19 protein-coding genes and 3 pseudogenes are annotated in these 20,914 nt (G+C 55.4%); 11 read left to right on the top strand and 11 right to left on the bottom strand.

The genetic code is table 11. From position 1 onward, the window contains the following. Positions 1-58: 58 nt before the first annotated feature. The gene (locus QF045_RS10695) at positions 59-895 is read left to right on the top strand and encodes a LysR family transcriptional regulator (protein ID WP_306492160.1); all 837 of its coding nucleotides are present in this window, start codon (positions 59-61) and stop codon (positions 893-895) included. A 63-nt stretch (positions 896-958) separates the two neighbouring features. Here the strand turns inward: QF045_RS10695 and mqo are convergent, their stop codons facing one another. Then, positions 959-2,605: a malate dehydrogenase (quinone) gene (gene mqo / locus QF045_RS10690; protein ID WP_306492159.1), complete on the bottom strand. Its 1,647-nt coding sequence runs from the start codon at positions 2,603-2,605 to the stop codon at positions 959-961. A gap of 481 nt (positions 2,606-3,086) precedes the next feature. Here mqo and QF045_RS10685 point away from each other — a divergent pair, with 481 nt between their 5' ends. Continuing rightward, complete coding sequence (locus tag QF045_RS10685; RefSeq protein ID WP_306492158.1) at positions 3,087-4,274, top strand: MFS transporter; 1,188 nt, start codon at positions 3,087-3,089, stop codon at positions 4,272-4,274. Positions 4,275-4,371: 97 nt separating this feature from the next. Here QF045_RS10685 and QF045_RS10680 read toward each other — a convergent pair whose 3' ends face one another. Both QF045_RS10680 and QF045_RS10675 read right to left on the bottom strand, forming a co-directional pair. After that, positions 4,372-4,590, bottom strand: a complete 219-nt coding sequence (locus tag QF045_RS10680) for a hypothetical protein (protein WP_306492157.1) — start codon at positions 4,588-4,590, stop codon at positions 4,372-4,374. Positions 4,591-4,737: 147 nt separating this feature from the next. After that, positions 4,738-5,103, bottom strand: a complete 366-nt coding sequence (locus QF045_RS10675) for a DUF6124 family protein (RefSeq protein WP_306492156.1) — start codon at positions 5,101-5,103, stop codon at positions 4,738-4,740. 620 nt (positions 5,104-5,723) lie between these two features. Here QF045_RS10675 and QF045_RS10670 point away from each other — a divergent pair. The 5 genes and pseudogenes from QF045_RS10670 to QF045_RS10655 all read left to right on the top strand — a co-directional run bounded on the left by QF045_RS10670 (position 5,724) and on the right by QF045_RS10655 (position 8,314). Then, a complete protein-coding gene (locus tag QF045_RS10670) occupies positions 5,724-6,254 on the top strand; it encodes a hypothetical protein (protein ID WP_306492155.1) in 531 nt (176 codons plus the stop codon). 199 nt (positions 6,255-6,453) lie between these two features. Continuing rightward, on the top strand, positions 6,454-6,696 hold the full coding sequence (locus tag QF045_RS10665; protein ID WP_306492154.1) for a CopG family ribbon-helix-helix protein: 243 nt from the start codon (positions 6,454-6,456) through the stop codon (positions 6,694-6,696). Next, positions 6,686-6,960, top strand: a pseudogene (locus QF045_RS10660) (type II toxin-antitoxin system RelE/ParE family toxin); the annotation flags it as partial. The gene QF045_RS10665 and the pseudogene QF045_RS10660, both read left to right, overlap by 11 nt. A 309-nt stretch (positions 6,961-7,269) precedes the next feature. Then, positions 7,270-7,476 carry a hypothetical protein gene (locus tag QF045_RS27720; protein ID WP_373424433.1) on the top strand — a complete coding sequence of 69 codons (207 nt, stop codon included), beginning with the start codon at positions 7,270-7,272 and terminating at the stop codon, positions 7,474-7,476. 367 nt (positions 7,477-7,843) lie between these two features. Next, positions 7,844-8,314 (top strand): DnaJ domain-containing protein, encoded by a 471-nt coding sequence (locus tag QF045_RS10655; protein ID WP_306492153.1) that lies wholly within the window; start codon positions 7,844-7,846, stop codon positions 8,312-8,314. Positions 8,315-8,654: 340 nt separating this feature from the next. On the opposite strand, the gene QF045_RS10650 is transcribed toward QF045_RS10655, so the two are convergent. The 4 genes and pseudogenes from QF045_RS10650 to QF045_RS10635 all read right to left on the bottom strand — a co-directional run bounded on the left by QF045_RS10650 (position 8,655) and on the right by QF045_RS10635 (position 11,881). After that, positions 8,655-9,077: a hypothetical protein gene (locus QF045_RS10650; protein ID WP_306492152.1), complete on the bottom strand. Its 423-nt coding sequence runs from the start codon at positions 9,075-9,077 to the stop codon at positions 8,655-8,657. Next, a complete protein-coding gene (locus QF045_RS10645; RefSeq protein WP_306492151.1) occupies positions 9,074-9,958 on the bottom strand; it encodes a ParA family protein in 885 nt (294 codons plus the stop codon). Before QF045_RS10645 ends, QF045_RS10650 begins: the two co-directional genes overlap by 4 nt. 167 nt (positions 9,959-10,125) lie before the next feature. After that, positions 10,126-10,875: pseudogene (locus QF045_RS10640) on the bottom strand (DNA adenine methylase); the annotation flags it as partial. 29 nt (positions 10,876-10,904) lie between these two features. Next, positions 10,905-11,881, bottom strand: a pseudogene (locus tag QF045_RS10635) (transposase). A 1,508-nt stretch (positions 11,882-13,389) separates the two neighbouring features. On the opposite strand from QF045_RS10635, the gene QF045_RS10630 reads away from it, so the two are divergent. Beyond that, a complete protein-coding gene (locus tag QF045_RS10630) occupies positions 13,390-14,115 on the top strand; it encodes a hypothetical protein (RefSeq protein WP_306492150.1) in 726 nt (241 codons plus the stop codon). Here the strand turns inward: QF045_RS10630 and QF045_RS10625 are convergent. Further along, complete coding sequence (locus QF045_RS10625) at positions 14,094-14,303, bottom strand: hypothetical protein (protein WP_306492149.1); 210 nt, start codon at positions 14,301-14,303, stop codon at positions 14,094-14,096. The two genes, QF045_RS10630 and QF045_RS10625, sit on opposite strands and share 22 nt — an antisense overlap. 83 nt (positions 14,304-14,386) lie before the next feature. Between QF045_RS10625 and QF045_RS10620 the strand changes: the two genes are divergently transcribed. Then, on the top strand, positions 14,387-15,067 hold the full coding sequence (locus QF045_RS10620) for an SOS response-associated peptidase family protein (RefSeq protein WP_124414155.1): 681 nt from the start codon (positions 14,387-14,389) through the stop codon (positions 15,065-15,067). Here the strand turns inward: QF045_RS10620 and QF045_RS10615 are convergent. The 3 genes from QF045_RS10615 to QF045_RS10605 all read right to left on the bottom strand — a co-directional run bounded on the left by QF045_RS10615 (position 15,064) and on the right by QF045_RS10605 (position 18,824). Continuing rightward, positions 15,064-15,858: a DNA adenine methylase gene (locus QF045_RS10615; protein WP_124414154.1), complete on the bottom strand. Its 795-nt coding sequence runs from the start codon at positions 15,856-15,858 to the stop codon at positions 15,064-15,066. The two genes, QF045_RS10620 and QF045_RS10615, sit on opposite strands and share 4 nt — an antisense overlap. Positions 15,859-16,014: 156 nt before the next feature. Beyond that, positions 16,015-17,067: a phage portal protein gene (locus tag QF045_RS10610; RefSeq protein ID WP_306492148.1), complete on the bottom strand. Its 1,053-nt coding sequence runs from the start codon at positions 17,065-17,067 to the stop codon at positions 16,015-16,017. Then, complete coding sequence (locus QF045_RS10605; RefSeq protein WP_306492147.1) at positions 17,067-18,824, bottom strand: terminase ATPase subunit family protein; 1,758 nt, start codon at positions 18,822-18,824, stop codon at positions 17,067-17,069. Before QF045_RS10605 ends, QF045_RS10610 begins: the two co-directional genes overlap by 1 nt. Positions 18,825-18,976: 152 nt before the next feature. Here QF045_RS10605 and QF045_RS10600 point away from each other — a divergent pair, with 152 nt between their 5' ends. Continuing rightward, complete coding sequence (locus QF045_RS10600) at positions 18,977-19,855, top strand: GPO family capsid scaffolding protein (protein WP_306492146.1); 879 nt, start codon at positions 18,977-18,979, stop codon at positions 19,853-19,855. A gap of 45 nt (positions 19,856-19,900) precedes the next feature. Beyond that, entirely contained in the window at positions 19,901-20,908 is a 1,008-nt protein-coding gene (locus tag QF045_RS10595; RefSeq protein ID WP_124414151.1) for a phage major capsid protein, P2 family, read from the top strand. The last annotated feature ends 6 nt before the right edge of the window (positions 20,909-20,914 follow it).

The following is a 20,914-nucleotide window of genomic DNA, read 5'->3' as shown; positions in this document are numbered from 1 at the left end:
AGGAGGACGCTTCTGTATATTTGAATAACCCGCACCATCAATCCGAATAAATAGAATCATGGCCAAACAGCTGAATATCGATCTCTTGCGCACCTTTCACGCCGTGGCGCGCTTTGGCCGCTTCAACGAAGCGGCCGAGCATGTGCATCGCAGCGCTTCCACCGTGACGACGCAAATCCAGAAACTGGAAGACCAGGTCGGCCAACGCCTGTTCAGCCGCAGCAATCAGGGGGTAGACCTGACGCTGTACGGCAAAAAGCTGTTGGGCGAAACCACCGAGTTTCTAAAAAGCCACGACCGCCTGCTGATCTCGCTGATGCCCCAGCGCATGCAGGGCAAGATCCGCCTGGGCGTGCCCGACACCTATGCCCCCGCCTTCATCCAGGAGTTTGTGCCACGGCTGATCGCCGACAACCCGCTGCTGGAGCTGGAAATCGAGGCGCGCACCAGTGGCGAACTGTTGAACCTGTTCATGGCAAACCAACTGGACCTGACCATCACCGTCAGCGCACAGCCGCTGGCGCAGGGTGAGCGCTTGGGCCCCGTGCAACCGCTGTGGGTCGCCGCCGAGCACTTCGATTACCCGCCAAACGCGCCGCTACCCATCACCGTGCCAATCGCGGGTTGCCCGTACCGTGCGGCGGCGTTACAGGCGTTGAAAGACCACGGGATTTATCACCGGGTGCTGCTGGAAAGCCCCAACTCTTCGGCGGTAGAAGCCTGCGTGCGCAGCGGTGTGGCTGCCGGCCTGATGGAGCAAAGCCGCATGGGTGAAGGGCTGAGGCACGTCACAGAACTGCCGGCACTGCCCGCGCAGCATCTGTATCTGATGTGCGACACCGCCAATGCGCTGGCCTTGCACCTGTACGAGCAAGTCAGGCACTTCCGGGTCTGAACGCCGCGCACAAAAAAGCCCGCTGACCGTCACCGGTTCAGCGGGCTTTTACTTGAGCGTTGCTTACAGCGCCAGATCAGACGCCGGCTTGCTTGGCTCAGCCGCAGGCTTGGCAGCCTCGGTGGCCTGTGGAGCAGCCAGTTGCGGGATCGCTGGCGGTGGGGTCAGTTGCAGCACACCGGCCGTGTAAGCCCATTCCTTGGCAACAGCTTCAGGGCTGTCGTTCAGTTTGGTGCCGTAGCTTGGCACGATCTGGTGCAGCTTTTCCTGCCAGGCCGGGCTTGCAACCTTGTCCTTGAAGACTTTCTGCAGCACGGTCAGCATGATCGGAGCCGCGGTGGACGCGCCTGGCGATGCACCCAGCAGGCCTGCCATCGAGTTGTCGGCGGAGCTGACCACTTCGGTACCGAGTTTCAGGACGCCGCCCTGCTCTTCGTCACGCTTGATGATCTGCACACGCTGGCCGGCTTGCCACAGGCGCCAGTCGGACTGCTTGGCGTTCGGGAAGTACTCTTGCAGCGCCTTGAAGCGGTCGTCATCGGACAGCATCAGTTGGCCGGCAAGGTACTCGACCAGTGGGTATTCACGAATACCGACTTTGGTCATTGGCCAGATGTTGTGGGTGGTGGTGCTGGTCAGCAGGTCCAGGTACGAGCCTTCTTTGAGGAACTTGGTGGAGAAGGTCGCGAATGGGCCAAACAGGATCACGCGCTTGCCATCCAGCACGCGGGTGTCCAGGTGAGGCACCGACATTGGCGGCGAACCGACCGATGCCTTGCCGTAGGCCTTGGCCAGGTGCTGCTCGGCGATGGTTGGGTTATCGGTCACCAGGAACGAACCACCCACTGGGAACCCGGCGTATTCCTTGGCTTCAGGAATACCGGACTTTTGCAGCAGGTGCAGGGCACCGCCGCCGGCGCCGATGAACACGAACTTGGCGTCGGTTTCAGTCTTGGTACCGTCCTTAAGGTTCTTGTAGCTCACGCGCCACGAACCGTCGTCGTTACGGGTGATGTCCTGCACTTCGCTCGACAGTTTCAGGTCGAACTTAGGGGTGGTTTGCAGGTGGGCAACGAACTGGCGGGTGATCTCGCCGAAGTTCACGTCAGTGCCGATCGGGGTCCAGGTGGCCGCGATTTTCTGGTTCGGGTCACGCCCTTCCATCATCAGCGGAACCCACTTGGCGATCTGCGCCGGGTCTTCGGAATACTGCATGCCAGCGAACAGCGGGCTGGCCTTCAGGGCTTCGTAGCGCTTTTTCAGGAACTTGATGTTGTCATCGCCCCACACGAAGCTCATGTGCGGCGTGGAGTTGATGAACGAACGCGGGTTCTTCAGCACGCCCTGCTGGACCTGCCAGGACCAGAACTGACGGGAAATCTGGAATGCTTCGTTGATCTCGACCGCTTTGGGGATCTCAACGTTGCCGTTCTTGTCTTCCGGGGTGTAGTTCAGCTCAGCCAGGGCCGAGTGACCGGTACCCGCGTTGTTCCAGCCGTTGGAGCTTTCTTCGGCCACGCCATCAAGGCGCTCGACCATTTCCATCGACCAGTCCGGTTCCAGCTCGTTGAGCCAGACACCCAGGGTCGCACTCATGATGCCGCCGCCGATCAGCAGCACATCGACTTTCTTTGCCTCTTCCGCATGAACGGACGTGATCCCCATCGACAAAGCCAGCCCCAGCAGGGCAGTGTTTACTTTCTTAAACATCAGTAGCACCTATGATAAAACGCCATCCGCCCCACCGCCCCTGATCATGGGCGACCCTCGATCACGCTACGTCAGGCAACGTACCGCGGGGTCTACGCATTCACATGAGGACCGCAGGGTGGGCACACAAGGCCGATGGATCGACCTCACTGTTATGTCCCTTCTGCGCTGACTTCTTATCATTATTGGCTTCAGCTACCTGGGCGACAGCCAACCGCTGGGACGTATACGGGTGTACGCACCAGGGAAAGACTAGACCAGGACGGCGCGCAGAATATCACGCCAAACCGCGTTTATGCGCCGTTTGGCCAATTGACACCGCTAAATCGCGGGTTTTATCGCGCAGGTGTCAAGGCGGCCAGCCGCGACGTGAGGTCACAGGCCTGGAACTCTGCTGGACCTGGCTGTTCTAGACACCCTCACCGTCCCATGCGTAGCATCGGCGACTGTCTTTCGTGCACCTCATCCAATAGAGCAATCCATGTCTATCCAGCAAACACCCGGGCACGTGTTGCCCGCGCGCAGTGCCGCCAAAATGGAAGCGGCCATGGCCGTGGGCGCGTTCGCAATCGGCACCGGCGAATTCGCCATCATGGGCCTGATGCCCGACATCGCCCAGAACCTGGGCTTGAGCGAACCGCAAGTCGGCCACGCCATCAGCGCCTATGCCCTGGGCGTGATGGTCGGCGCCCCGCTGCTGGCCATCCTCGGCGCCAAACTGCTGCGCAAACACATGCTGTTATTGCTGATGGGCCTTTACGCGTTGGGCAACCTCGCCACCGCCTTCACCCCCAGCTTCGGCTCACTGGTGGCCTTCCGCTTTATCAGCGGCCTGCCCCACGGCGCCTACTTCGGCATCGCCGCCGTGGTCGCCTCCAGCATGGTACCCAGCGACAAACGCGCTGGCGCCGTGGCCCGGGTGATGATGGGCCTGACCCTGGCCATGCTGCTGGGCAACCCCATCGCCACCTTCCTCGGCCAACACCTGGGCTGGCGCTCGGCGTTCGCGCTGGTCAGCGTCATCGCCCTGTGCACCATTGCCCTGGTCTGGCAATTCGTCCCGCACCGCCACGATGAAGAACGCAGCGACCCGCGCAAGGAAATGCGCGCCTTCACCAAACCCCAAGTGTGGATGGCGCTGTCCATAGGCGCGATCGGGTTTGCCGGCATGTTCTGCGTGTTCAGCTACCTGGCACCAACCCTGCTGGAAGTGACCAAAGTCTCGCCGCAATGGATCCCCTTCGGCCTCGCCGCGTTTGGCATGGGCGGCATTATCGGCAACATCGCCGGCGGCAAACTGTTTGACCGCATGCAATTTCGCGCCGTGGGCTGGATTCTGGTGTGGTCGATGGCCGTGCTGATCTTCTTCACCTTCGCCGCCAGCGCCCTGTGGAGCGTACTGCTGGGCATCGGCCTGGTCGGCACCATGATCGCCTTGGCGGCGCCGTTACAAATCCGCCTGATGGACATCGCCCACGAAGCCCCGAGCCTGGCGGCGGCGTCCAACCACGCCGCGTTCAACCTGGCGAATGCGCTGGGGCCGTGGTTTGGCGGGATGGCGATTACGGCAGGGTTTGGCTGGACCAGCACCGGCTACATCGGCGCGGTAACGGCGCTGATCGGACTGGGCCTCTACCTGATCGCGCGCCGTATGAAGGGTGGCAACTAACGCCACACGTTTCGCGCCGATCATAGATCCCATGTGGGAGGGGCTTGCCCCTGATAGCAATGAGCCAGTCACCACACCAGTGACTGCCTCACCACCCTCAATCATCATGCAACAACCCCGACCCATACTCCCCATAACTGCTGCCCAGCCCGCTGCCGCCAAAACTCATCTTGGCGGCTTTGCTGGGGCTGTGGTCGCCGAATGCCTGGCATCCGCCTGAGAAGCATGGGTCGCTGCTCACGGCCGGTGAAGATGAACAAGCGCTCAACAACAACGTGCCGGTGATCATCACGACTTTGACGAGGTTCGAAATCATGGTCTCAGTTCCCTGTGGGCTGGAGGCGCTGGGGTCCTCTCTTGCGGGGAATCGTAGACCTCAACGGCGCAGGGAATTATGAAACTTTGCTGCGGGACAGCATGGGTTCAGGTTGCCGCCTTGGGGTAAGGCGGCAGGGTTGGGTTGTCAGGCTCTGGCCGCGTCGGTTACAGGCGCGACTTGCTCTTGGGCTCGGTCTACGAGCAGCGAACTCAACTCGATTAACTGCTGAATGCCCAGGGCGATGGCGCGTTGGGAGGCGTCCAGGTCGAACGCCAGGGCGGCGGCCATTTCGTTGGCAGAGGCGAGGTTTTCGGCGGCGTTGGCCAGGAGGGTTTCGGGGTCGATGGTGGGGTCGACTAGGAAGAGGTTGACGATTGGACGCTCGGCGGGCGCTACGTCGTCGGATGGGGGCAAGTGATGATGGATTGCCCGCTGGGCGGCGGCTTGAAACTTGGGATCAGAAGATGCAGCGTTTGAAGCGTAAGGCGGATTAGGTGTGACCTTGTACATGGCGAAGCTCCTTTAGCGTTTAAGGAACTGCCTATCTCACTTCCACATGAGGGGTGGCAGCTGTACGCAGGTGTGGAAGACCAGGGCTAAAGGACCCGGCGCACCGAAGTGCCCCGCGCACAGCCGCCATAAGCAATCATACAGACGTAAAAAAACGCCGGTAGGTGTTTATGGGCGATTGAGCGCCTTCAGCTTGGTCGGACTTCCACATCCGGCCGCTGAATTGACAGCGGCTTGAGGAGGTTAGCTAGGGGTGGTCTTAGGGGCAAGCTGAGAAAAGTGTGGGAAGTTTCTTAGTGATATCTTGGCACGATAAAGATATCATTATGATATCATTGCGCACCAACAGTTCTCACTTTAATTATCTATAGAAATGCAGGCTTTTCAATGAATGGATGCTCCCCTTCCAGTAGCTCAGTTACTTTACCTTTTAAAAAAATTCCACATTAACAAATGAAGCTAAATGCTCAATCCCAGCCTCTGAAGGCAACATCGATAATAGTCGAATAAGCCACAACAAAAACCAAAGCACTAACACTAAAGACCAAAGTATAAACATCAATATCGGCGGACTGCCACAATTAGAAAAACCTACAACTACAGAAGCACAAACGCTAGTTGTGGCTGCAAAAAGCGGAATTAAGATTGAAACAGATACAGACTGGCCAGCTGTAGGCGCCACAATTATTGTAGGCATAACGATTGCTTGGCTAGCAAGCACAACCCAACGTAGTCAAATCCGATCTAACGTAGCAAACTTCAGACATGACTGGCTAAATAATTTACGATCTAAAATCTCAGAACTTATGGCTAAACTTGCATTGCTTCACTCAAAACTAAGCTCTGATACAAGTTTCCTTAAAAGCCCTTCGTCAGATGAAATCTATAGTGAAATAATCTTTTTACAAACTACAATTGAACTAATGCTTGATAGAAAAAAAGAATCATCAAATGAGCTCACACGCCTTATTGAAGAAATCATAAAAGCGCTTAAGTATTCCAATGACAGCGATAATATCAATGAGCTGGCAAACAAAATATCCGTAAAAGCTAGTGAGGTTTTAGAACAAGCTTGGCAAGATATTTGCTCCGACCACGGATTAAAAAAGAAAGACAACTCCGGAATTTTTAGCTTTCTTCGTCGCAATTAAACAATATGAGACATCAGAGTAAATTTAGGAAACTTTTAAGATATCGGCACGATATCGGGATCAGACCACGATACCTCTGGCTTTGAGTTGGCAGAGGAAATCAAACGATCCCCCCAGATAGACCCCACGACGACTTGCTGATCCAACTCAGTGCTCCACGGTGATAAGATGGCCTCAACTGTCCATCATCGAGATTGTCATGATTGGAATATCTTTAAATCTGCCGGAAGACCTATCCAATTCCCTCGCCGACCTCGCCAAAACCACTGGCCAGACTGCGAACGCCTTGGCGATGGGCGTTCTTCGCGACTACATCGAGCATGAAAAAAAGCTGACCGCTCAGATCGAACTGGCGGTAAAAGACACCGACGAAGGCAAATTCGCCACCGATGACCAAGTGGCGGCCATGCGCGCTAGGCGCTGGAGCCGGAATGCAGGTTGAGTGGCTTGAAAAAGCACTCAAAAATCTGGAAGACGAAGCGAACTACATCGCTCTCGAAAATCCAAAGCCGCTGACGACTTCTCGGATGCCATTTTCGCCAGCGTCGACAGACTGGCTCAGTTCTCTTCCAAGGGACGCTAAGGCCGGGTGAAATATACCCGCGAATGGGTAGTTCCGAACTGGTCCTATCTGATCCCGTATAAAATGCGGGGCGATCGACTGCAGATCCTTGGCGTATTCCACACGCGGCAAGGTCCTCGTTCGAGTGGCAATGCGCGCAAAACTTGCCTCTTCGGCACCCAAGATCCGTTCCTGATAACTGCGCGCCATTCGCCTCGCTGACTCAAGCTCCCATGTCCTTACAAAACTCCCCACTCTCCCGCCGCTTCTCCGTCGCCCCCATGATGGATTGGACATAGCCTTCCCCAAAACCACCGCCAACGTCGCTTGCCGTCAATTGAGCGGCTGGTGTCGTAGCAATTTATAAGCGAGCAACAATTTGGTAGACCGCTGCTATGCTTAGACCTTTTCGACGAGGTTGCACACATATCAGGGGAATACTAACTCGCGGATTTGCTCGAACGACTGTATGAGAATCAGCTCGCGTTAGAAGCTGCTCTGATGGAATTGACTCTCCAAATCGAGAAGCAAGGCTTGGATGAGGTTGCTAGTAACGTACGTGGTGTGCTATTCGTGATCGACGAAAACGCTGGGCACATCAAGCAGGGCCTGCGAAGCTACGAACCAATCGTCTCTGAAAAAGCACCCCCTATTATATAAGGGTATGCGGGCGATTTTGAGGAAAAGCCCATAGTTGCATGCTGTAATGCGCGTATGCAGGCGACTGCTTAATTGCCATTGGATAGCATAGATTGGCGTATGGTTTACCCCATTTTTGCCCCTACGCGCGGCTCGGAGTTGAGCAACTCCCGCTGTACGACGATGAATAGGGGCTCGCTATTTTTAAAGTCCACAGCAAGAATTCGTTTCGCGTCGCAGGCTCCTTGTTTTCAGGCGACAGGTGTTGCTGAAATATACGTTATGTTTGGCACATTTGCGTTTGCCGATGCTATTAGCCGATAATACATCCGCATACTCGTCAAAAGCACCCATGAGATAGCACATCAACTTTTTAGCGAGAAAAATTGTGTTTGCACGTTCATACCTACATACATTAATACGAAAAGAGGAAATAATTCTCGCAATCCCAAAAGGAGCGTACAGCTTTATCAGCGACGAACTTAATGCGTTGTATGATCAAGGTTTCATAGCTTGTAGTGAAATTTGGGCCCCTACTCCATTACGCGCAGTGGAAATATTTAAAGAAAATGAGAAGCTTGAAATTAATAGACTTCGACAAGAGATCACTCGACTTCAGAAAGCTTGCGACGAACTGTACAGCGAAAACGAAGGCCTAAGACGTAATTCATCCCACGCTCAAAATTCAAACAGCTCCGTAAGAAATTACGAAATATTTGGATTTGCCAATACACCTCAGCCCGAAGAACTAAAAAAAAGGTATAGATCACTACGCCAGCGCGTTCATCCAGACAAAGGAGGGGATACGCAGTTATTCCAACTTATACAAAAGGCTTTTGAGCAACTTACAAAAAATTAATAAATCACTGCCGCACACTCTGAAATTTCCCGACCCAGGAGATGGCCGTGTTGAGCAAAACTTTCACAAGCCAATAAAACAAAAACATAACTTTCATGTGAGATTTCTAACTGGATAATATTTTTTGATACATACCCAATCTATGCTAGCAGAATACTCGTAATTAGATACACGACCACTTAGACACTGCAACACCACCCATGACACCTAGTAAAACCAAAAAAAGTTGAGCACAGCAAAAAAACCAGCTCCGTATAAAAAAAGAGAAGCCCCCTCTAAGAAGCCTCTCATCACATCGTGCAATCTAGTCAGCAATAAAAATCAGACTGCCACGCCAAGCTCATTTCGTCCGCGCGCTATCAACTTGAGTCTTTCCATGAGCCACACGCCTAAAGCGGCCTATCTCGCTTATCTCTCGAGCGGCAAAGTCATTCAATTTTTTCCGCGCCTCTCCGCTCGGCCGAATATCCAATGCTTCAAGCAAGGTCAAAAGTTCCTGCCTAGTAAACCTATAGTCCGAGAAATACAACTTCAATGCATCGATATCCATATCCATGAGTTCTTCTGGTGTTTTATATAGCTCCTTGCGCTTAAAATCAATGACCATATCAATGACTTCAAGTCGTCGCATTTTGCTATTTACAGGAATCTTATCTCCCGGCATCAGATCCAAAATTTCAGATATCGTTAAATCACTTTTATCTAAACCAGCTTGCGCCCCTTCGACACCAAGCCAAGAAATTAATTGCGCTAGATCAATCATGGACATATCCGCATAAATTCAACTGTTAAGTCACGAAACTGCTGAGCTTGTTTAGTAGCATTAGCTCCGACGACATCATAAACAGCCTGCCTGGTCGCAGCAGCCATCCTCAATCCATCTCCCTCAGTAACATAGGTCTCAAACACTGGCCCGGATCTTCTTAGAAGGTTGTACTCGGAATGCTCCGAATATTTCAAAACCTCTGCATACTCTCTCGCCATCATCCCGATTGCGCCCGAGAAAACAGTATCTTGATAATCATCCTCTATACTCAAAGCGCTTCTAATCATAGCTATATCTGAATTGACATTTAAAATCTCAGCCATAACTGAAGCAACGCCAATTGCAGACTGTCTGTCCAACTTAACAGGAGAAACACAGTAGTGCGAAGCGTATATTATAGACTTTAAAACATCTGAAATTTCAGGATGAGAATCTATCAATACATAATCATATTGATCACGAAGCGGACGCAATACCAAATCAATCGTCTTCATGTGCGCAAGCAGAGAAAAATTATTTTCTCTAATATTATTTGTGCTTGGAAGCTTATTTACCGAGACTGTAGACAACCGAAAGTCAGCCGGCGCCAAATCAAGCCCATCAGCAAATTGCACGATATCTATATCAGAGGTCTGAATCGTAGCACTATATAGCTGTTGAAATTTCTGGTACAACGTAGAGCCTATTGGATTTACGGTACCGAAATCTTCAATTAAATCCGGGAAAAACCTGCCAGAAATCCCTCCACGCTGATAATCCGCATCAATCACCAGTACTCTTTTACCGTGGTAACGATTCAACGCAACAGCTACGTGATAACACGACGTAGTTTTACCAACGCCTCCTTTCTCACTGATAAAACCTACCACGGTTGCCATGCGCTCACTCCTAAATTTCGTATAACTTACGCTGAAAACTACTCACCCCATTTCAACGTCAGCTCTCCTTATGAACAGCTATTCTTACACAGCAACGTATCGAGCACCAATGACCACGTCATTGGAATTCAGCTTCTGGCAGTCACCAAATTTGTGCACGGCCCAATTCACCTTAAGAAAAAATCGCCTAGCGCATCGGGGCACCAATTCATAATCACCAGTCACCACTTAGCTTAGCCTGCCCCTGCCTCTGATTCGTGGAGCCGTAGCGAATGTCAAGCTTCTCGATATGAAAGCCGTCAAACACCCGTCGGATGCCTGGGTGATCGTTGAGGCTTACCATGACCTTCCCTTTGCAGCGCCGCATGAAGTCATGCCATGCGCTCGTAATTCTCGAAGGGAAAGTCCACGCCATAACCGGCCGTCTGCCAGTAAGGTGGATCCATGTAGTGGAAGGTATGGGCACGGTCGTACCGTTCAGCGCAGTCAAGCCAAGGGAGATTTTCGACATAAGTGCCGGACAGTCGCTGCCAGGCGGCCGAGAGGTTTTCCTTGATCCGCAGCAGGTTGATAGCCGGGCCTGTGGTCGCGGTACCAAACGTCTGCCCCGTCACCTTGCCGGCAAAGGCATGGTGCTGCAGGTAGAAAAAACGGGCCGCACGCTGGATGTCGGTAAGGGTTTCGGGGCGGGTCATCTTCTGCCACTCGAACACCTGCCGAGAATTGAGCGCCCATTTGAAATGGCGCACAAATTCTTCCAGGTGGTGCTGTACGACGCGGTACAACGTCACTAGGTCGCCGTTGATGTCGTAGAGGACTTCAACCGGCGCTGCCTGGGGCCGCATGAAGTAGAGCGCGGCGTCGCCGGCAAAAACTTCGACGTAGCATTCGTGCGGTGGGAAGAGCGTGGAATATCGGGGTCAGACCCTGAGGAATCCCCACAAATCTACTCCAGCCTCTGAGCTTGCCGGTGCACTTCATCGCGCAGCAATAGCTCCATATCCGCCAATTTCGAGCAGGACAATCCGGTGGTGGAGCATCTCAAGTATTCGAGGCCAAGACGCCAGAGTGAGAGCACCGGTTTATGCCTGATGCTGTTGCTCTGGAAGTGACGTGACCGCCCTGTCGTTCGAGCCTGAAGACCAGCCAGATACAGTGCATAACAGGCCAACGCGGCGATCAGCAGCAGGATCTCGATACGCCGTGGGTAGCGCGTTCGATGCAGGTCAAAGGCAAAGCCGAAACGCAGACTCTTCATATCCCGAAAACCTTCCTCAATCTGCATCCGCTTGCGGTAAATACCGACAATTTTCCGAGCCATCCATTGCGGTTGCGGCAAATTGCTGGCGAGCAGCCAGGGTTCTTGTTCACGGCGAGCGTTCTGTCGGCTGAGTTTGCTGCGCGCGATGCTACCCGTCACTCGCCGATGTTTTCTTCCCTTGGGCGGTTGGTGAATGCCGTACAGCGCAACCCGGTACGGTGCGCTACGCGTCATCTCAATTTGGCCAAGCGAACGTGCGGTCGATGTCCTTCACGATCATGCACGCTCTCGTAAGTAGGGAACACTCGGCCAGCCAGCGGAATTGACGCCCGCAGCAGGTAAAGATCAGAAGCGGCATTGATCGGCGACCAATCCACCAAAATCAAGGGATGGCGCAAGGAGCCAATCAGTGCCGTGAGCATTTTCCAGTAGAACAGCGGACGTTCATGTTGCAACTGAACGTTGCCGAGCAGGCGATCCACACGTTTGATCGAATGCTTGACGTAAGCTCTGCTGGGCATAGCTCTGCCCAGATCGGTCAGCGTCAGACGGTGCCCATACAGCAAAGCGCTGACGCAGCTCATCAGGGCGCTCAGGCGCTTGCGGTGCAGAGTGGGGAGTGCTTGGGAAAATGCCTTGTGTAAGAATCGTACGGCCTGCATGAGTCTCGGGTGATTGGTTTGTTTGGCGACTACCAAACTGCCCGACTCATGCAGGCTAGTTCAAGCTATCTGACTGATCTGCAAGGAAGTTTTGTGGGGATTTCTCAGAGTCAGACCACAATATTCAAGACCACAATATTCAACGCACGACAGGGCTCCGCATAAAATGATGAGAAGCGCGAAACACGCCTCTCCCACACCCAAGATGCATCCCTGATAAACTGCGCACCATTCGCCCCGCTGACTCAGATTCCCAATGCCCCTACAATCCGCTCTCCTCTCCCGCCGCTTCTCCGTCGCCCCCATGATGGATTGGAACTACTAATTCCACGGGCCTTGTAATACGCGCCCTGTAGCGCACCTTAAAATTCCCTGTACCACTTTCGTACCACTCACCTCCTGATACCACCCTCGCCTGGTCGAAGAACAGCCTCCACACGGCCGCGCCACCGTGCCTGTCGCCAGTGCCTGTCGCTCCAATACCAACATCCCCTGTAGACGCCAACAGCTGACGCTGTGTGAGTGAGGGTGCGGGCGCGTGAACGTAAAGGTCGTGACTACTGCGCAATGCAGCACGCGGGTTCAAAAAGCGCGCCGCCCTAGGCACATCTCGCGTTTTCATGTTGACCCACGGGAAAGAGGTTAGGAGGGTTAGTTTTTTACTGGGTGCCCTGAAAGCCTTGTTTGTTATGGCTTTTCGAAGGGTTGGCAAGGTTAGCTTCTTGGTTAGGTCTGGTTATTTCCTAACTTTTATTAGTGTTAAATATCCAATATATTAATTCCTTTAAAAACAGTCACTTATAAATTACTAACCTTCAACCTAACCCAACCTAACCCATCAAAGTTAGGTCTCAAGCCCAACAAACACGGGCCTTCCAAGTCCCAACACCCCCCTCCAAAAAAAACTAACCTTTTTCCCGAGGCACCTACTGAATCCCGCTGTCTGTGCGTGCTTATTAGCGTTGCGAAAAACATCCACCTTCGCAGGGTTCCGCAGGTTTCTGCACCCTCTAAAACGCCAAGCAAGCGCCCAGCCTGCGCCGTCGAGAGTGGTCCGCAGGGGCGCAGAAAAAACGACCCATTTAGCCCGCAGGCGAGGTGGGGGGACGACGGCGCGCGCCAGGTGCAGACCCTCCTACCCACAGCCTGTAGCACGTCACTTCCCCCGCGCCATGTAGCACGTCACTCCCCCATCCAGATCGGGTAGGGCAAGCTCCCGGTGCCGCGCCACTCGGCTTCTGTCCGACAGGGTCCCGACCAGTGCTTCAGAACAGCGCCGGCCCCGTGTTTGGTGGCTCCAACGTGTGCTAAGCCTTGTAGTGACCTGCCCAAAATGCTATGTTGTACTGGGCTTTTTCACGTTGTAGAACCACCGATCTTCATCCCTCCTGACCCTCTTTCCTGCAAACAGCCCTCCCTCCTCCGCTACAGTTCGTCGCCTCAAATCGCGTCTTGGGCAAACCTCGATTACTGTATACGCATACAGTAAAAACTAAGCAGTCACCCCCATGACCCCTACAGAACTCAAACAGGCCTGGCTCGCAAAATGGCGAGGGATGCTGGACGACAACGTGTACCGCATGGATCACCCCGAGGCACACAGAGTTAGTTGCCGGTGGGAAACCCGCGACATGCTGGAGGCAGGCGTGATTGATGAGCTGGAAAAGTTTGAAATGGACGAGCAGGTTGACGCGGCTTATTGGCACGCCGTTGAAGAGCTGGCTACCGCCGCTGAGGGGTACATGTTTGGCGGCGACTATGATGTAGTGGATAGGTCCACGTCAGAGCGCATTGGGCGGATCACCGCCAACACGTACTATTCAGCCACTGGCCCAGGTGCGGATGGATTTGACGGGAAAGTGATTGGCAACAAACCTGACCTGCGCTTGATATTTCGCTCTGACAAGGAAGTCTGGCGGATAAATGGGCTGCTGCTCACCGCGCCATCAGGCGAACTGTACGATCTGGTGCAGACCGCACAAGTTATAAATGGGAAGGTTTACCCGATCATCGGTGACGCGGACGCCTATCGGGCACTTGTAGATTGCGCGCAGGTGACCTTGGAAGAGCGCGATTTTGAGGGTTATAGGATAGCGAGGCCCTTGTTGCTATCCGCCAAATTCAGCAAGTGCACCGCGTGTCATGACCGCTTCGACCTGCGGGAGGACTGCATGACTTGCTCAGGTCAGGGCTTTGTCCCCAAAGGCGATAATCAACCAGCGTCGCTTGCATAAGCGGCGACCGCTTCCTCAACCAACTCCCTCCATTCGCCGCAGTCGATCACCTTGCGCTCAAGCATGCTATCCGCCAGGGCGAGGCGTGTTTCATAGCGGTACTCTGGCGACCTCGCCTCAAACTCAGCGTCATTGAGAAGCGCATGCCACGCTTCCATCTCGTTAACCTGACGAATGTCGGTTGTCATGACAAATCTCCGGCGTCGGTGTCTATTGGGTAGAGGCCGGCCGGAGCGCGGCTGTTCACCAGGACCGACGAGCGGAGATAGTTATGTGTGGACGACTTTCACAATACAGCGGCATTCATGACTTCGTTGCGGCATTGAGCATGCCTAATGCCCTGGCAAATTCCGTCGGTGAGCTGCCGCTTGATCGTTACAACGTGGCTCCAACCACCCAGGTTGCTCTATTGCACCTGCAGGGCGACCTGCTGCATGCCGACCCGGTGCGCTGGGGGTGGCGACCGCATTGGGCAAAGGACAGAGCTGCGCCAATCAATGCCCGAGTCGAGAAAGTCGCGCACGGATCGTTCTTCCGCTCGATCTGGCCATACCGCGCAATCGCGCCAATAGATAACTGGTTTGAATGGGTTGACGAAGGCGGCCCCAAAAAACAGCCCTACCTGATCCGCCGGAGGGATGGCGCGCCAGTGCTGTGCGCATCGATCGGTCAGCTGCCCGACGTCGATCACGGACCAGGCGAGCATGACGGCTTCGTGATTATTACCGCAGACAGTGTCGGGGGCATGGTGGACATCCACGACCGAAGGCCCGTGGTGTTAACCCCGGACCTGGCCCGTGAATGGTTGGACCCGGCAACGCCAAAGGAACGTGCCGAGCAGATGGTGTTGCATCAAGGCGAGCCGGCCGAGGCCTTTGAATGGTTCAAGGTCGACGTCGCGGTCGGTAACGTAAAAAACAAAGGACCCAGTTTGATCCAGCCAATGCGCTAGAACAGGCCGCCGAAGGCGTTCGGCTCCCAGTTCATGATGATCAGCTCCCCGCTCACTTCTGCTTTGCCTTGCCGCTGATTCGCCGTGCTGTACCGAATATCCACCGTTTCAAAGTGAAAGCCCTCGAACACCCGGCGGATATCTGGGTGGTCGTTAATACTCACCATCACCTTGCCCTTGCAACGCCGCATGAAGTCGGCCATCCGCTCATAGTTCTCAAACGGAAAGTCCACCCCATAGCCAGCTGTCTGCCAGTAAGGCGGGTCCATGTAGTGGAAGGTGTGCGGTCTGTCGTAGCGTTCAGCGCATTCAAGCCAGCCCAGGTTCTCGACATAGGTGCCAGACAACCGTTGCCAGGCCGCAGACAGGTTTTCCTCGATCCGCAACAGGTTGATGGCTGGGCCGGTGGTGGCGGTACCGAAGGTCTGCCCGCTGACCTTGCCGGCGAAGGCATGGTGCTGCAGGTAGAAAAAACGGGCCGCCCGCTGAATATCGGTCAGGGTTTCCGGCCGGGTCATCTTCTGCCATTCGAACACCTGCCTGGAGCTGAGCGCCCATTTGAACTGGCGCACGAACTCCTCCAAGTGGTTTTGAACGACCCGATACAGCGTCACCAGGTCACCGTTGATGTCGTTGAGTACTTCGACAGGCGCAGCCTGGGGACGCATGAAATAGAGCGCGGCGCCGCCGGCAAAGACCTCGACATAGCATTCGTGCGGCGGGAACAGTGGAATAAGACGATCTGCCAGGCGACGCTTGCCGCCCATCCACGGGATAATCGGTGTGCTCATAAGTGATCCTTGTTTTGAAAATTGGATTCGCTTAGGCTTCGCACCCCCTGCGCAGTGGGGCGAGGCCTTGGTTGGAGCACTCGGCGTGTTCGAGTGATTCAGCGTCGAGCGGGTGTTAGCGCACACGCTCGTCGCCTCGTTTACTGCGCGGGGGTACTACTTCCCCCCCGTTGGAAGCTCAAATTCTTTGAAGCTGACAACCTCTTCACCCAGCCAGTCGTTAACCTGGGCCAGCCTGGCCTGCAACGGCTCCAGCTCGTTGACCGCCCAAACTTCAGCAGCCTCTCGCAACGACCCGAAACCGCCCGCGTTCTGCGGGACGATGCCCATCAATTGGGGTGGAATACGCAACGCCGCGAGCAGATCGTCGCGGCTGATGTTCTTGATCGAGCTGAACTCGTCCTTGGCAGCAACCTCGCTCACCGGGATGAGCTGGATGCCATCCTTCTTACCGGCCGGCGCGTACACAAACAGGTTTCGAAAGTTACCCGGCCCTTTCGAGTTCTTCAGTGCGGTGCGCAGTGAGTCGATGTCCTCTTCTTTCTGCGCCGCGTCGGTCATATACAGGATGAATCCGGCGTGACTGCCGTTGTTGTAATACTTGCGACGGAATAGCGTGGCGCTCTCGTTGAGCAACGCGCTCTGCAGCGCTGCCAGCCACTCCGGCAACCCATAAATCTCTTGATTGATATCGGCCTCACGTAGGTGGCAAATCGAACCTGGTGCAAACTCGTGCTCATCCTTCCAGCCGCGCACCTGGTAATAGGTTTCCATGTCGACGCCTCGACGCATGTACTTCGCCAACGGCGGCAGCAAGCCCATGGTATTGCGCAGCATGTTGTTGCGCTTTTCCAGGTAGCAGTTGCCGCACCAGAGCCAGTCCAGGGCGAACTGCTCAAAGGCCTGACGGCTCAGCAGCCGGTGAGGAACGAACGTACGGGCCAGCATGTTGCGCTTGAAGTTGAGGCCGGACTGCAGGTACACACTGGCGCGGGTCGTCTTGGCTAACCCATCCATGGACATAGGTGTTTCGAACCAACGCCCATTGGCCCAGCACTCAAGGTAGTCAAGGATCTCCCTGCTATCGAGCACGGGCGCCGGATCACCGAAGGTGAATGCCTCGACCGGGCCGGATTCAGCGGGTAGCACGTCCCCCTCAATGGGTTGCTGGACGGTGCTCAGTTGGGTTCCGCGCTTACGTTTGCTCATCAATAGGACTCCATAAATCCGGTATTCGCCGTGGTCTGCCCTTCAAGAGGCTCGTTATGCAGGGCGTGGAAGGTCGCCCACGCCAAGTCGGCATGGCCCGTCTCGTCGGTGCGACCGGCCGTATAGGTGAACTGGCGCCCGGAGGCGGTGACTGTTTTGCGAATAGCCATCAACGACTGCGCCATATCCGTCCAACCGGCATCAAACTCCAGACGGCCGTTCTTGATGACGTCGTACGCCTTCAACACCAGGCGCGTCTTGACCTCGGGCGAATAGCTGAACGTGGTGATATTCGGGAAGAATTGCTTCACCAGCTGGGCCACACCAGACCCCATACCCGTGATGTCGATACCGATGTAGGTCACCCAGTAGCGTCTGGTGACCTGGCGGATTGATTCGGCCTGGGCGGCGAAGTCCATTCCCCGGAATTGGTGTCTTTCCAGCACCCGGAACTTGCCGCCGGGAACCGTTGGTGGAGCAATTACCACCAATGCAGCGCTGTCGCCGTTCTCAGCTGGGTCGTAGCCCACCCAAACCTGGCGATCTCCAAACGGACGCGCGGCAAACGGTTTGTAGTCCTCGGCCCATAGATCCCAGCTGTCCACCATGCAAGGCTGCAGCATCGCAAGCGGGAAAATGCTCGCCCCGTCGTCGATGAACTGGCACATCAGCAGGTTCTGAAAAGCTTCGGCATCGTATTCCTGGCGCAGCTCGTCCAAGTCGAACAAGTCGCAGCCACGGTCCTCAGCGTCCAGAATGGTGACGATCTGCCGCCACACCCGGTCTTCACACAGCCGGCCCTGTTGCAGAACATCATGAGAGACGTCGATTTTGACCCGTTGCGCCGCCGGTTTGCCTTTGTTGAACCGCTCACCGGTCCAGAACGTATAGGCCTCATGGGCCATGCTGGAAGGCGTCGAAAAGTACGTTCGGCGGTATTGCTTCTGCATCGCCATGCCGCTGGCGACCTTGTTGAGTTCCTTGAACTTGAAAGTCCAAAAGAATTCGTCGAAGTAAAAGTTGCCGTGATAGCCCTGGGCCGTCCGCGCGTTGGTACCCAGGAAATGCAGCTCGGCGCCATTGCCCAGAATGATCGGATCGCCCGTCAGCTCAACACCGACCACCTCACGGGCAAAGGCCTGAATGTAGGCCTTGAAAATGTGCGCCTGGTTTTTCGAGGCTGACAGGAAAATCTGGTTACGGCCTGTCGTCAGCGCATCGATCAGCGCTTCACGGGCGAAATAGTAGGTCGCGCCGATCTGCCGTGACTTGAGGATTGCGCGGGTTCGCTGATTGCCGGCTTTGTACCAATCCAACTGGTACCCGAAACAGCCGTCGATGAACGCTTCCGTCAGTTTTTCAATGTGTTCTTCGTCGAACTCGTTGCGTTTCGGCGCTTTTTTCGGTCCCTCGTTGCGCTTCGCCAAGTTCGGATTCAACTCGGTTTCGGTACCGCCGTCGTTGAAGCGCTGGATACGGGCTTGCCGCTCCAGCTGGCGGTGCAAGAGGTCAATTTCCTTGTAGTCGGACCCTGACTTCGGGTCTTTCAGGATCAGCTGCACCAGGCGGGCTTCGGTCGCCGCCTGGATACGCTCCAGCGGTGTCGCGCGGTCCCATTCGTCACGGGCCTTCCAGCTGTGCAGCGTTTTTTCCTTCTCCCCGATCAACTCAGCGATCTCGCACACGCGGTAGCCCTGCCAATACAGGTGCTTGGCGTGGCGGCGGTGATCGGTAGGTAGTTCGACGATGGCATTCATGGCGCAGATGCTGCCGCCCGCGCGCGAACAGTTCCCCCTCCGCCCCTTGTAGATCAACGATCTACAACAGCGCCTCGTTGCCCGTCGCGCCCGCGCTCAACAACATGCGCTCATCGCCAAGGCAGACTGCCACCGCACTGAGGGATTCACGCATGGCCGGCAAAACCGACAACCCAGCCAAGAAACAACGCTCCAAGTTCTTCCGCGTCGCCGTTGAAGGCGCCACCACCGATGGTCGTCAGATCGAGCGCCAATGGCTCGTCGACGCTGCCGAAACCTACAGCCAGAACACCTACGGTGCGCGGGTTTGGATTGAGCACATGCGCAGCTTGCTGCCGGATAGCCCTTTCCGCGCTTACGGCGATGTCGTCGCGCTGAAGACGGAAGAGGTGGAGATTGCCGGGGCCAAAAAATTGGCCTTGTTCGCGCAAATCGAACCGACCTCCGACCTGATCGCCATGAACAAAGCACGGCAGAAGCTGTACACCAGCATCGAGATTCGGCCGAAATTCGCCGACACCGGCCGCGCCTATTTGGACGGCATTGCCGTTACCGATACCCCGGCCAGCCTGGGCACTGAGATGCTGACGTTCAGCGCCCAACACCCGGACATGAACCCGCTGACCAGTCGCAAACGCGATCCCGGCAACCTCTTCTCTGAGGTCGTCGAGATCGAACTTGAATTCGAAGAAGTTGAGGACGAAAGCGGCAAAGTCGCAGGCCTGTTTAGCCGCGTTCTCGACCTACTCGGCAAGAGCAAGGACAAGGAAGGCAAGGACGCCGCCCTATTCACTGAACTCGGCGAGGCTGTTGAAGCCATGGCCGAGCATGTCGCCGGTCAGGGCGAAGCCTTTACCGCCGAAAAAACCGCCCGCGAAAAGCTGCAGACCGCTCACGAAAAGCTGTGTGCCGACTTCACTGCGTTGGTTCAACAGCTCGAAAAAACCCCGGATACCACCGGCCAGAAACCGCAGTACTCCGTTCGCCCGCCGGCTACGGGCGGTGACGGCGCACTCGTCACCGACTGCTAATCCAGATCACGGACAACACCCAGCCAAGGAACATCGGAGAACACCATGCGTAACGATACTCGCGTTCTTTTCAACGCTTACCTGCAACAACTCGCCCAACTGCACGGCGTGAGCGACGTCACCACAAAATTCACAGCCGCTCCATCCGTTGCACAGACGTTGGAAACCCGGATGCAGGAGTCGAGCGCGTTTCTCAGCTCGATCAACGTCTACGGCGTGGCTGAGCAGTCGGGCGAAAAAATCGGCATCGGTATCGACGGTACTATTGCCGGCACCACCGATACCACCCAGCAAGACCGCGAGCCACGCGATCCTACCGGTCTCGACAACCGTGGGTACACTTGCACCCAAACCAACTTCGATACGGGCCTGCGCTACCAGAAGCTGGATCAATGGGCCAAGTTCAAAGACTTCCAGGCGCGTATCCGTGACGCCATCATCCGGGCCCAGGCGCTCAACCGGATCATGATCGGCTGGAACGGTACCAGCCGTGCGGCGACATCCAAACCGGACATCAACAAGCTGCTGCAGGACGTTAACGTCGGCTGGCTGCAAAAGATGCGCTTGGAGAACCCGGCGCGCGTTATGAAAGAAGTGGTCGACGGCAGCGGCAAGATCCAGATCGGCGCGGGCAAGGACTTCGAAAACATCGACGCCCTGGTCGTGAGTATGGTCAACGAGTTCATCGAGCCCTGGTATCAGGAAGACACTGACCTAGTGGTGATCTGCGGACGCCAGCTGCTGGCCGACAAGTACTTCCCGATCATCAACAAGACCCAAGCGCCGACCGAAATGCTCGCGGCCGATATCGTCACCAGCCAGAAGCGCATCGGCAACCTGCCGGCTGTGCGAGTGCCTCACTTCCCGCCGAACGGCCTGCTGGTTACCCGCCTCGACAACCTGTCGATCTACTGGCAGGAAGGCACCCGCCGCCGCACGGTGGTGGATAACGCCAAACGCGACCGTATTGAAAACTACGAGTCGGTCAATGAAGCCTACGTGATCGAAGACCTTGGCTGCGCCGCCATGGCCGAAAACATCACCCTGAGCTAAGGCGAG

It is taken from the genome of Pseudomonas sp. W4I3 (assembly GCF_030816195.1).
Taxonomy (GTDB): Bacteria; Pseudomonadota; Gammaproteobacteria; order Pseudomonadales; family Pseudomonadaceae; genus Aquipseudomonas.
Note: the sequence above shows the minus strand (reverse complement) of the source record. Positions and strands in the feature narration are given on the sequence as shown.

Bases quoted from the DNA above. Each gene is read 5' to 3' on its own strand.
- QF045_RS10595 (WP_124414151.1), top strand. From the start codon at position 19,901: ATGCGTAACGATACTCGCGTTCTTTTCAACGCTTACCTGCAACAACTC.
- QF045_RS10615 (WP_124414154.1), bottom strand. From the start codon at position 15,858: ATGAGCACACCGATTATCCCGTGGATGGGCGGCAAGCGTCGCCTGGCA.
- mqo (WP_306492159.1), bottom strand. From the start codon at position 2,605: ATGTTTAAGAAAGTAAACACTGCCCTGCTGGGGCTGGCTTTGTCGATG.
- QF045_RS10605 (WP_306492147.1), bottom strand. From the start codon at position 18,824: ATGAATGCCATCGTCGAACTACCTACCGATCACCGCCGCCACGCCAAG.
- QF045_RS10680 (WP_306492157.1), bottom strand. From the start codon at position 4,590: ATGATTTCGAACCTCGTCAAAGTCGTGATGATCACCGGCACGTTGTTG.
- QF045_RS10610 (WP_306492148.1), bottom strand. From the start codon at position 17,067: ATGAGCAAACGTAAGCGCGGAACCCAACTGAGCACCGTCCAGCAACCC.
- QF045_RS10675 (WP_306492156.1), bottom strand. From the start codon at position 5,103: ATGTACAAGGTCACACCTAATCCGCCTTACGCTTCAAACGCTGCATCT.
- QF045_RS10625 (WP_306492149.1), bottom strand. From the start codon at position 14,303: ATGACAACCGACATTCGTCAGGTTAACGAGATGGAAGCGTGGCATGCG.
- QF045_RS10650 (WP_306492152.1), bottom strand. From the start codon at position 9,077: ATGATTGATCTAGCGCAATTAATTTCTTGGCTTGGTGTCGAAGGGGCG.
- QF045_RS10695 (WP_306492160.1), top strand. From the start codon at position 59: ATGGCCAAACAGCTGAATATCGATCTCTTGCGCACCTTTCACGCCGTG.
- QF045_RS10665 (WP_306492154.1), top strand. From the start codon at position 6,454: ATGATTGGAATATCTTTAAATCTGCCGGAAGACCTATCCAATTCCCTC.
- QF045_RS10630 (WP_306492150.1), top strand. From the start codon at position 13,390: ATGACCCCTACAGAACTCAAACAGGCCTGGCTCGCAAAATGGCGAGGG.
- QF045_RS10645 (WP_306492151.1), bottom strand. From the start codon at position 9,958: ATGGCAACCGTGGTAGGTTTTATCAGTGAGAAAGGAGGCGTTGGTAAA.
- QF045_RS10685 (WP_306492158.1), top strand. From the start codon at position 3,087: ATGTCTATCCAGCAAACACCCGGGCACGTGTTGCCCGCGCGCAGTGCC.
- QF045_RS10620 (WP_124414155.1), top strand. From the start codon at position 14,387: ATGTGTGGACGACTTTCACAATACAGCGGCATTCATGACTTCGTTGCG.
- QF045_RS10600 (WP_306492146.1), top strand. From the start codon at position 18,977: ATGGCCGGCAAAACCGACAACCCAGCCAAGAAACAACGCTCCAAGTTC.